Source organism: Vallitalea sediminicola, assembly GCF_054408565.1.
The window spans coordinates 51,607-64,309 of sequence record NZ_BTPT01000087.1 but is presented as its reverse complement, the minus strand read 5'-3'; the positions used below and the strand labels follow the sequence as shown (position 1 = coordinate 64,309).

11 protein-coding genes are annotated in these 12,703 nt (G+C 29.8%); all 11 read right to left on the bottom strand.

Going from position 1 to position 12,703, the window contains the following annotated elements:
- Positions 1-384 (bottom strand): HAMP domain-containing protein (locus tag ACX6CF_RS24850; RefSeq protein WP_458788076.1); only part of this gene is annotated, 384 nt, incomplete at its 3' end.
- Positions 374-1,069: a response regulator transcription factor gene (locus ACX6CF_RS24845; RefSeq protein ID WP_458788075.1), complete on the bottom strand. Its 696-nt coding sequence runs from the start codon at positions 1,067-1,069 to the stop codon at positions 374-376. The genes ACX6CF_RS24850 and ACX6CF_RS24845, both read right to left, overlap by 11 nt.
- Positions 1,070-1,108: 39 nt before the next feature.
- The gene (locus tag ACX6CF_RS24840; protein ID WP_458788074.1) at positions 1,109-1,780 is read right to left on the bottom strand and encodes an HAD family hydrolase; all 672 of its coding nucleotides are present in this window, start codon (positions 1,778-1,780) and stop codon (positions 1,109-1,111) included.
- 87 nt (positions 1,781-1,867) lie between these two features.
- A complete protein-coding gene (locus ACX6CF_RS24835) occupies positions 1,868-3,235 on the bottom strand; it encodes an RsmF rRNA methyltransferase first C-terminal domain-containing protein (protein WP_458788073.1) in 1,368 nt (455 codons plus the stop codon).
- 43 nt (positions 3,236-3,278) lie between these two features.
- Entirely contained in the window at positions 3,279-3,965 is a 687-nt protein-coding gene (locus ACX6CF_RS24830; protein WP_458788072.1) for a metallophosphoesterase, read from the bottom strand.
- Positions 3,966-4,004: 39 nt separating this feature from the next.
- The gene (locus tag ACX6CF_RS24825) at positions 4,005-4,811 is read right to left on the bottom strand and encodes a GTP pyrophosphokinase (protein ID WP_458788071.1); all 807 of its coding nucleotides are present in this window, start codon (positions 4,809-4,811) and stop codon (positions 4,005-4,007) included.
- Positions 4,812-4,904: 93 nt separating this feature from the next.
- The gene (locus ACX6CF_RS24820) at positions 4,905-5,750 is read right to left on the bottom strand and encodes a M23 family metallopeptidase (RefSeq protein ID WP_458788070.1); all 846 of its coding nucleotides are present in this window, start codon (positions 5,748-5,750) and stop codon (positions 4,905-4,907) included.
- 250 nt (positions 5,751-6,000) lie between these two features.
- Positions 6,001-6,480, bottom strand: a complete 480-nt coding sequence (gene rnhA / locus ACX6CF_RS24815) for a ribonuclease HI (RefSeq protein ID WP_458788069.1) — start codon at positions 6,478-6,480, stop codon at positions 6,001-6,003.
- A gap of 172 nt (positions 6,481-6,652) precedes the next feature.
- Positions 6,653-6,760: a MetS family NSS transporter small subunit gene (locus ACX6CF_RS24810; protein WP_458788068.1), complete on the bottom strand. Its 108-nt coding sequence runs from the start codon at positions 6,758-6,760 to the stop codon at positions 6,653-6,655.
- Positions 6,760-8,262: a sodium-dependent transporter gene (locus ACX6CF_RS24805; protein ID WP_458788067.1), complete on the bottom strand. Its 1,503-nt coding sequence runs from the start codon at positions 8,260-8,262 to the stop codon at positions 6,760-6,762. Before ACX6CF_RS24805 ends, ACX6CF_RS24810 begins: the two co-directional genes overlap by 1 nt.
- Before the next feature lie 103 nt (positions 8,263-8,365).
- Entirely contained in the window at positions 8,366-12,691 is a 4,326-nt protein-coding gene (locus ACX6CF_RS24800) for a PolC-type DNA polymerase III (protein ID WP_458788066.1), read from the bottom strand.
- Positions 12,692-12,703 lie beyond the last annotated feature (12 nt).

Genomic DNA, 12,703 nt, shown 5'->3' with positions numbered 1-12,703 from the left:
CAGCCTTTGAATCTGATTAGACATATTATTGATATTATTTGCAAGTTGTCCTAATTCATCTTTATTAATCTTGTCAATCTTCTGATTAAAATTACCTTTTGCGATTTCATTTACATTATAAGATATTTTATCAATATACTTAATTATTCTAGAAACCAGAATTAACAGATATACTATAAATAATATTACTCCTGCGAATATTATTGCTTGCTGTATAGTAATATATTTTGTTATAGTAGAGTACATATTTCGTATGAGAGGTTTGAATCTATTATTATAAATTATTTGATGCATCATATATAAAGTAATTACACTCAGCAAAAAACTTTCGACACAGATGATAACTACTTTAAATCTAATACTTTTAAGTAGTTTATTTTTCAATTTTATAACCCACTCCCCATATTGTTTTTATATATCTTGGGTTCTTAGAATTGTCATTCAACTTTTCTCTCATATTCCTAATATGAACCATGACATTATTGTTAGCTTCATAATATTTGTCATCCCATATTTTTTCAAATATCTTTTCACTACTATAGACCTTACCTCTATTTTGAGCTAAAAGAAGCAATATATCATATTCTGTAGGTGTCAACTTTATTTCATTGTCTCCTATGGATACTCGATGACTATCTGCATCAATTAACAAATCATTTACAATAATAGTCTTAGCTTCATCTATGTTAGTATTATTAAGATACAGATATCTCCTAAGTTGTGAACGAATCCTAGCAGTTAATTCCATCATGTTGAAAGGTTTACATATATAATCATCTGCTCCAATACTTAATCCTACTATTTTATCTATATCTTGTGACTTAGCACTTAACATTATTATTGGTACATTCTTCTTCAATCTAATCTGTCTACAAACCTCAAAACCATCTATACTGGGCAACATAATATCTAAAAGGACAATCTGTATATTTATATCTAATGCAATATTTAACGCAATCTGCCCGTCATAAGCTTGATAAACATTAAACCCCTCATTTTCAAGATTTTTTTTTATTAACTCTGATATTTCCTTTTCATCTTCAACAACTAATACATTAATATCTTCCATTTATAATCCCTATCCTATTAATCTTTGTATAAGCTTGTACTAAGCATCTTTTTTATTCCTAAATGATGATAGTAATTCATTATAGTCATTAATATAATAATCAGCTAATTTTTTCTTTTCATCATCCATATTTTTTGAGTAATCGTCATAGATAGTACATACTTTCATTCCTGCTTCTTTCCCGGATATTATCCCTTTAGGAATATCTTCAAAAACAATACATTCTTCTGGTTTCACACCTAAATCTTCTGCTACTTTTAAATAAATATCAGGAAAAGGCTTACCCCTATCTACTTCACATGATGTTCTGATTGATGTGAAATAATCGCTCATATTATACTTGTCAATAACAACATTAACTAGATCTTTTGAATTACTTGAACCAATACCCATAGCAATATCATTTTCAGACAAGTAATCTAAAAAATCAATTATTCCTTCTTTTAGCTCCACTTTATTAATATAATAATCCCATGCCATATCATTCCAAGTTTTTTTTATCTCTTTGATAGATTCAGGTATACTAAATGTTTCCTTGAAATAATGAGCAGTCTCAGTAAAACTCATACCTTCGATTTTATCTTGTAGATTGTTTGGAAGTTCTATATTATATCTTCCAAGATATTCTATATCAATAGATTCCCAAAACCACATTGAATCAACTAGAGTTCCGTCCAAATCAAATAAAACAGCTTTTATATTTTTAAGCATCCTAATCACCTTTCTATATATAAAATTTCTATTTCAAATAATAATATCTAATTATATCATACTAACAAACAATATTCCTATATCTAATTACATCCATCTCCAACCTGGATAATATTTATTTCTAAGTAGATTATTAACTTTTTTAGCAAATCCTAATGGAAAATTATTGACACATATTAGATTCCATCCTTTTGCTCCTTCTATCTGTAATGTTTCTCCTTTTAAATACCTTATTACATTATCATCCATGATATCCAAGTTAACAATGTTATTAAAATGCTCTTTAGCCAATGAACAGGCTAATGCTTGGGATGGTTCAAATCTATTCTTCTTAATATCTCCTAGATATAGTCCTGTCCTAAGTAAACGAAGTCCTTTAAGTTCAGGAATTTCCTCTGGCATATGATACAGCTTTTCATTTATTACTTGAAGCCTACTTCTATCAAATCTAGTGTTAAGATACTCTTCTTCAAAATCTGTGAATACTGAATATTCTTTTTCTTTAGAATTAATAGTATAATTCTTATATTGATTGGCAATACTTGACTCTTTTTTATGCAATAATGCTACGAAATGACCTTCGCCTTTAATTTTATGAGGCCATAATCTAACTGTTTTACTTAAATCATATTTATCACTAGAAGACCATTCCGTCTTCCCTCTATCAAATCCGTCAGAATTGGGAAGATTCATTAATTCAAATTCTTTATGTCCATTTAGAAAACCGCTAATTATTTCTTCATTTTCACTAGGCGAAAAAGTACATGTGGAATATAATATATATCCACCAGGACTTAGCATTTTTGCTGCATGAGGAAGTATACTACTTTGAATATCGCTGTAGTACTTAACAGATTCTCCACTCCAATTTTTTATCATGGAATTATCTTTACGAAACATCCCTTCACCAGAGCAAGGTGCATCCACTAAGATCTTATTAAAATACTCTGGAAAATAATTACTTAATTTTTCTGGAGTTTCACTAAGTACTATACTATTACTAATACCAGATAATTCAATATTCTTAAGTAAACCTTTTGCTCTAGAAGCACTGATATCATTAGATACAAGGACACCTGTTCCCTTAAGTTTTGCTCCTAATTCTGTACTCTTACCTCCTGGGGCAGCACATAAGTCAAGAACTCTGTCATAAGGATCAATATTAAAAAGTTCTGCTGGTGTCATAGCACTGGGCTCTTGTAAATAGTATAAACCAGCATAATAATATGGATGTTTTGAAGGCAAATCCTCTTTGGCATAATAATATCCATTGGATATCCAATGAATCTTATCTAGATTGAAAGGTGAAATTTTCTTGAATTCTGTTGCATCTATTTTCAAATTATTTACTCTTAAACCATAAAAACGTTCTTCGTTAAAAGAATCTATATATTTTTCATAATCATCCTTTAATAGATCTTTCATTCTAGCTGTATATTTATCAGGTAAATTCAAATTGTCAAGCTCCTCTCCATGTGAAATATTCTATGAGAACTTACTATCTGTCTATTAGCTTTAATTTAAAATCTAAGTAATCACAAGATACCAATATATATTCCACATCATCTATAACACCTTTCAGTCCCATTTTAAAACTTTCTTTTCCATGTAAATGTCCATATATCACCTTATCAACGTTATACTCATTGTATAATCTAGTGAATTCTGAAGGTTCAAATTTATCATTGGTTGGCGGAAAATGTGACATGACATATATTTTATCTACTTTTTGTCTTATACTATTTAGAGCTATTTCCATACGATTAACTTCTCTATTATACAGCTTTTCATCATCCTTAGTAAACTTTGTCTCATTAGGGCATATCCAACCCCTCGTTCCACAAATAGCAATATCATTATATATTATACTGTTATTTTGTATGAAGTCCAATTCCTTATACATGGTTGATACTTTACTAAGAGAGTTCCACCAATAATCATGATTTCCTTTTACCAATATTTTTCTTCCTGGTAATTGTGATATAAATTTTATATCTTTTTCTGCTTCCTCTAATTTCATTGCCCAAGATATATCACCAGGAACTAGGACAAGATCATCATTCTTCACTCTTTTTTCCCAATCGTCTTTTATCTTGATATAATGTTTGTCCCAATGTTGTCCAAAAACTTTCATAGGCTTATCATTACTAAAACTTAAATGTAAATCACCTATTGCATAAATCATATAAACATCCTTTCATAACAAACAGCTAAATAACTACTATCAAATTAGACTTTGTGCTTTGTACCCAGCAGCTAACATATCTAATCTTTTATTGAATCTATCTAGTTGTTCAAAATTACCTTTATCCCATAAGTCATAAAATTCTTCTTGGATATGTTCTACCTCTTTTATATCATCACATACCTTATGCAAATTCTGAATATTATTCAAAATATCAGCGATAATACTTGACTTTAGTTGGAATAAATTCTGTGCCTTTATTATCTCATTTCTAATTATAGACATTTCCTGGTCCAATTTAAACGCTGCTTCAGCAGCATTAGTCAATCTTTGCTCAATATCTTGTGGAATATTATGCTCAAATTTGTACTGTAATGAATGCTCTATAGTTGCCCAGAAATTCATTGATAATGTTCTTATCTGAATCTCAGCTTTTATTCTCTTAGCACCAAGTGCCGTATGAACATCATAATATACTATTATATGATAACTTCTATAACCACTTCTTTTAGTATTGGATATATAATCTATTTCATCTTTGATTTCCATATCTTTTCTGCTTCTTATAATGGCAACTACCTTATCAATATCTTCAACAAACTGACATAAGATTCTAATACCCGCTATATCATCAATTCTTGCTTCTATCTCACCTATTGGTATGTTTTTTTTCTTAGCTTTCTCTAATATATTAGATATTTTCTTAACCCTGCCAGTAACATATTCTATAGGTGAATATTGTCCTAACCTTCTATTTTCATGTACTATGCTAGCAAATTTTACTTTTAATTCCTCCACTGCTTGCTGATATGGAATTAATATCTGCCTCCATAATTGAATTTCCAAGATACACCACTCCTTGTAAATATTAAAACTTACTCCAAAAAAAACCAGTATCAATAATATTATACCATACGCAAAAACAAAATTCAGACTTTATTAAAAATTTTTCTTTATTTTCTTTTCTTCTATATATCTTAATATCCAGTAAGGGTTAATCCAAAATTCATCAGAAATATCTTCTATTGGTAACGATATGCCTAAGTGAAGATGCACTTCAAATTTACCGCACGTACCTTCTTCACCATAACCACTATTGCCCATATATCCAATGATATCTCCTGCTTTTACTTTACATCCTTTGGTTATGCCCTTTTCATATTTATCTAAATGCGCATAATAAAAATATCCTCCATGTGAGGCTCTAATTCCTAATCGCCACCCCCCTAGTTCTAGCCAACCGATTTTCTCTACATAACCATCAGTCATACTAATAATTGGAAAATATCCTCGTTCATTTTTACTATCAATTATATCTGTACCATAATGCTTTCTTTCACCACCATATGATCTATCTGCTTTCCAAGAATTACAATACCAATAGCTTCTAGTCTCATCACTTTTATTTTCTGGTATAGGGAAATATTTTATATCAGATAAAATCATACTATATAATTTCTCGGTAGCTTTTATATCATTAACTTCATTATAATATTTTTCATCATAATCATACGTAACGCTATCTACTTCATAATTATTATATTTCATATATGAAGAAAAAAATTTAAGAAAATCAATTTTATTAGTTTCACAATAAGCTTTAATTTCTCTAATAGATTCATCAGTTATATTGAATTCTGCTATCTTATCTGCTTCATCTATAGATTCAATCTTTATACGTTTTAATTCCTTTGCCTCTCTACTATACAATCTTTCTAATAACATTGAATTAAAAAAAGCGATGATAAAAATAAAAATCAGAAGTTTATATATGGTATTTTTCATATCTAATTATTAATCCTAGTTTTTTTATAATATATGATTCTAGAATGTTAAAATATAACTGATTTAGAAATGTGAGTAATAATTTAACTAATATTGATTCAACTTATAAAATCAAAGATAAAGATATTGGGAACTTATTGAAATGGGGTGTATAGATATTTAAGTTCAATATATATATCAATAAATAAGCTGTTTTATAATAATTTTATACTTATTATAAAACAGCCTCTATATGCAAATAGCTCATTCACTATTGTCTTTTATCTTCAATAAGATCTATCCCATCAGCTGCACTTGTTGCCAAACTGTCGCATCTTTCGTTTTGTGGGTGTGAAGCATGTCCTTTTACCCAATTAAAAGTAACATCATGGTTATTTTTAGCAATTATTATTTTTTTCCATAGGTCTACATTTTTGACATCTTCTTTCTTTTTTCCTCTTTTCCAATTATTCTTGATCCAATTATTCAACCAACCTTCATTAAATGCTTTTACAATATATTGTGAATCTGAGTATATTTTGATTTTACATGGTTTTTTTAATGCTTCTAATCCTTTAAGAACACCCATGAGTTCCATTCTATTATTGGTTGTGTTTTTATAACCACCTGACAATTCTTTCGTATGTTTGTTTCCACTTGAATCGAAATATTCAAGCACAGCGCCATACCCTCCAGGTCCATCTGGATTCCCTCTGCATGCACCATCAGTATAAATATTAACTTCTTGCATAATTATCCTCCAAACAGTAGCTTAATCTATATACTACTACCTATTCTTAATAAATTTATTTTAACATAATTTACTTATAGTGTATATGAATTAAAATAATCTTATTACAAAACCCTCTATTAATAAGAGGGTTTTAGGCCATTATATCTTTAATGGTTTAATTTGGTGAATTCTAATTGTCAAATTTATTATTCTTTAAAGCAATTCTCAAACATACTCCAAAACCACCCCATAAGAACAATAAGCTGAATGCGCAAAAAATAATTGAATCAATACCCATTACTTTTCACTCCTTTTCTTTAAAGATGATTCAAAACTTTTAGAACCTTTAAATGATGAAACTATTAAGCCAACTACTACAGTCATTATGATAACTCCAACTCCATATGTCATAAGAGCAACAAAAGAATAATCTCCATATGGTTTTTTAACATCTTCAATAATCTTTAATACTGTCATAATACCTAGAACAAGTGGTGTAATTATCTTAATACTAACTATCCACCAGTTACCAACTGTAAAATCTGATATTGGATTTACATATTCTTTAATACTCTTTAGGTTAAAGAACCAGCCAATTAATATAGTTTCTATGAGACCTGCTACAGCTACACCATAATTGTTCAAGAAATAGTCTGCTATATCAAGAACATATAATCCTGCACCTGTTGCGAAAACAGTTGATATTATGAAACCAAAACCACAAATTATTGCTAATGATTTAATTCTTTTTATATTAAACTTATCTGAAACAGCAGATATTGTCGTCTCGATAATTGATATACTTGATGATACACCTGCAAAGAATAAGGAAACGAAGAATAATACACCAAATATTTGATTAAAATTAGGCAAACCGTTTATAGCCGCTGGGAAAACAACAAATGCAAGTCCAACTCCACCATCTGCAACATCTGCAACTGATTGACCATTATTAAATGCCATGTTTCCAAGAATACTGAATACAGCTATTCCTGATAAGAGGCTGAAAGAACAGTTTCCGAATGCTGTAATGAATGCATTGTTAACAATATCTGATTTCTTAGGTAAGTAACTAGAATATGCTAACATTATACCAAAACATATACTTAATGAATAAAATATCTGTCCGTAAGCAGCTACCCATACACGACCATCCAATATTTTACTGAAATCAGGCTTGAAAAAGTAATTAAGCCCATCAAATGCACCAGGTAGTGTAAGTCCTCTAATAGTAATGATAACAATGGAAATAAATAAGATTGGCATAAATACTTTATTAGCTTTTTCTATACCTTTTTTAACTCCAAGTGCCAATACAACAAAATTAACACCCCATATAGCTAATAGTGGAATTAATAAGTCAAGATGTAATCCTCCTAAATCAAATGGCGACTCAGATAAATGCAGGAAACTATAAAAGAATGATTTAGTATCTGCACCCCATGATAAATTAAATGAAAATAATACATATCTAAATGTCCATGCAATAATTGCCATATAATATACTGCAATGGCAAATGCAATCATAGTCTGCCACCAACCTAATTTCTGCCATTTTGCATTTAATCTACCAAATACACCTGGAGCAGATGTTCTCATCTTATGTCCTAAACCGAATTCTAAAATTAGAAGTGGTATACCTGCTGTAATTAATGCTATGAAATAAGGTATAAGAAATGCTCCTCCTCCATTTTCTGCAACTGTATAAGGAAATCTCCATATATTTCCCAATCCTATTGCTGAACCTATGGCAGCTAATATAAATCCTACCCTAGATCCCCATTCCTCTCTTTTTGCCATTTTATAATCTCCCTTTCTGTATATATCTAGTATCTCTATATTATTCTATATATATTATTATTCTAATATTATCACTTTTCAATTCAGGCTAATGTTTCTCTAATTAGAACAAACTTAACTGATTGGATTGTGGCATACCATCCAATATATGATTTTGTTTCATTATTTCAATTACAGTCTTACTTATCTTGGTTCTTTGTCTAAGTTCATCAATAGATAGAAAAATACCATCTTTTCTTGCAGTAACAATATTATCAGCCGCTTTTTCTCCAAGTCCTTGTATAGCACTAAGTGATGGCATAATACCTTTATCAAGCACTTGGAACAATTTTGATTTAACTTTGTACAAATCAATTGGTACAAAATCAATCTTTCTCGCATACATCTCTTGTACGATTTTCATATCTTTTAATGTATCTTTTTCTTTTTTGGATAAATCATTGAATCTACTTTTATAATCTTTTATATAAGTATCTATTTTATCTTTTCCATGACACATTAATTCATAATCGAAATCTGATGCCCTGATACTGAAATATGTCGCATAATAAGCTTTTGGATGATATACTTTAAAATAAGCTATTCTATATGCCATCATAACGTAAGCAACAGCATGTGCTTTTGGAAACATGTATTTAATTTGTTTACATGACCAAATATACCAATCCGGTACACTATTAGACGTCATAATTTCTTCCCATTCAGGCTTTAACCCTTTTCCTTTTCTTACACTTTCCATTATAGTAAAAGATAATTCCTTATCTAATCCCATATTGATAAGATATACCATAATATCGTCACGAGATGATATTACATCAGCAATTGTAGCTTTACCATCTCTAATCAATTCTTGTGCATTATTTAACCAAACATCGGTTCCGTGAGATAAAACTGATATTTTACATAGCTCCGAAAAAGTTGTAGGCTTCGTATCAAGCAACATTTGTATAACAAAATCAGTTCCAAACTCTGGTATTCCCAGCGAACCAAGTGGACAACCGTCTATATCTTCTGGTTTAATCCCTAATTCTTTTGTACTTGTAAATAATGAAGCAACTTTTGGTTCATCAAATCTTATTTCTTGAGCATCTAGTCCAGTAATATCTTCAAGCATTCTAATCATTGTCGGGTCATCATGCCCTAGAATATCTAACTTTAATAAGTTATGGTCAATTGAATGATAATCAAAATGAGTTGTGATAGTTTTAGTCTTCATATCATTAGCTGGTCTTTGGACCGGGGTGAATTTATATATTTCTTCACTAGTAGGAACAACAATAATTCCACCAGGATGCTGTCCTGTTGTACGTCTCGCACCTGTACAACCTGTTACAAGTCTGTTGACTTCGGCATTTCTAACAGTAATACCTTTTTCATCAAAATACTTCATAACAAACCCGTAAGCAGTTTTTTCAGCCAATGTTCCAATTGTTCCAGCTCTAAAAACATGTCCTTTACCAAAAATGACTTCAGTATAATCATGTGCTTTACTTTGATATTCTCCTGAAAAGTTAAGATCAATATCAGGTTCTTTATTACCTTTGAATCCCAAAAAGGTTTCAAAGGGTATATCATGCCCTTCTTTTATTAGATCGGCTCCACATTTTGGGCATTTTTTATCTGGTAAATCACAGCCAGAATTACCTGCATTTTTTTTAACTATCTCTGAATCAAAATCGCTATACTTACAATCAGGACAAATATAATGAGGTGATAGAGGATTTACCTCTGTAATACCAGACATAGTGGCTGCAAAAGATGAACCAACTGAACCTCTAGAACCAACTAAATATCCATCCTCATTAGATTTCCATACTAATTTTTGTGCAATAATATACATAACCGCAAAGCCATTAGATATTATTGAATTCAATTCACGTTCCAAACGTTCTTCAACAATATCTGGTAATGGATCACCATATATTGATTTAGCCTTACTTTCACAAATATTTCTAAGATCCTCTTCAGAACCATCTATAACCGGAGGATATTTATCTGGAGGTACAGGATCAATTTTCTCAATCATATCTGATATTTTCCTAGTGTTTTCAATAACAACTTCTCTAGCTTTTTCTTCACCTAGATAAGAAAATTCTTTTAACATTTCCTCAGTAGTCCTAAAATATAGTGGTGGTTGTTCATCCGCATCTTTAAACCCTTGACCAGCCATAATAATACGTCTGTAAACTTCATCACCAGGATCAAGAAAATGAACATCACATGTAGCAACTACTAATTTATTATGTTCCTTTCCAAGCTGAATAATTTTCTTATTAATTTCTATAAGCTCCTCTTTACCACCTACTCTTCCATTCCTGATCATGAATTCATTATTCATTAATGGTTGAATCTCCAGATAATCATAAAAATTAATAAGTCTATTAATCTCTTCTTTTGGTTTGTCATCAAGAACAGCCTTATATAGCTCCCCTGCTTCACACGCAGAACCAATTATTAATCCTTCTTTGAATTCCAAATAAACACTCTTAGGTATTCTTGGTTTCCTGAAAAAATAATCTATATGGGATTTAGAAATCAACTCATAAAGATTTCTAAGTCCTACAAGATTTTTAGCTAGTATAATGGCATGATAATACTTTAATTTTTTAACATTTTTAGTTGCTTCATGAGAATATCTTTCTAATTCTTCTAAGTCATATACATTTTTATTCTTTAGCATATTGATGAATTCTATAAAAATCATTGCTGTTGCCATTGCATCATCAACTGCCCTATGATGATTTTCTAGTTTTACCCCTATTTTTTTTGTAATTGTATTAAGCTTATAATTATTAAGATCAGGAAGAAGCACTCTTCCTAATTCTAATGTGTCAAGAACTGTATTATCAACATTAATCTTTAGTTCTTTACAGAAATGCCTAATAAAATTAATATCAAAATCAGCATTGTGCGCTACTAAAACTGTATCACCAATAAATTCTATAAACTTAGGTAGAATTTCTTGATATTTAGGTGCTTGGGCTACTAAATCATCAGTTATACCTGTTAGTTTGACTACTTCATCTGGAATAATCCTCTCTGGATTAACAAATGAACTGAACTCATCAATAATCTCCCCATTTTTTACTTTTACTGCACCGATTTCAGTAATTCTGTCTTTCCCAGGATAAAACCCAGTAGTTTCAAGGTCAAATACTACATATTCATCATCTAAATTTTGTTTACGAGATTTCTGTACAATTGACTTAAGGTCATCAACCAGATAGGCTTCCACACCATATATAATCTTAATATCACTACCACTAGCAGTATGGAAAGCTTCTGGAAAAGCTTGGACTACTCCATGATCCGTTATTGCAATAGCATCATGGCCCCATGCAATAGCTTGTTTAACTAAAGCTGATGCACTTACCACACTATCCATATTACTCATTTGAGTATGAGCATGGAGTTCCACCCTTTTGTCTTTACTTAAGTCGAGACGTTTGATCCTAAAATCATTAATTTCCATGATTGCTCTTGCCATAACGGTCATTTCTTTTGAAAATGTATCAAACTGTAGATTGCCTTTAACTCTTACCGTTTTTCCTTTAACTAATCTATCTTTTACTTGCTCTTCGAATTGTTCTTTTTTAATAAAACATTTTGCAGTTACTGAATCTTTATCATTAGTTAAATCAAATGCTACTATGTACTTATCATTCTTGATTTCTCTACTCTCAACACTAATTATAATACCATCAAAAATCAAATCATCAATTTCATTATTAATTTCTTCTATGGGAGTAATTTCTCCACTAAATTTTCTACCGTATATCATTTTACTATCATCAACATTTTTTGATGATTGCTGTTTTTTATCTTTTGTAGTATTTTTGTTAGAAGTAGAAGGAATATTGTTTAAGATTTTAGTAACAAACTCCTTTTCTTTTTCATCTCTTTTTTTAACAAATTTTTTATTATTTTCAATTGCCTTTTCGTTAACTTTAAAAGAGACAGTAGTATTGAGATTAAATCTACTATTAATCATATCTTCTATTTTTTTATCAACATTTTTATCTTTTAGAAAATTTTCAATATCATTGTTTAGTACGATAATGATATTACCATCTTGGGCTTTTATATCAGCCTTTCTTAGAATACCAAAACAAATGGGACTATACAGTTTTATTTCATATAAAATACTATCTTGGTATAGTAATAATAGCTTATCCAAATCATATTTCACATTATATTCACATATAATTTTAACTGTTAAATCAGAGTTAGCACATAAATTGTTTTCTATTTGTTTTTCTACTTGGTGTATAAATTTTATATGAACGATATTGTTAAAAATTACGTATACTTGTAATTCTTTAATTTTTGTATTAATTACAACACGTTTAACCAAAGCATTATCAAAATATACAGCTATATTATCATTGAGATTCATATCATCGAAAACATCTGCAAAACATTTGTCCATATAAAATCAACT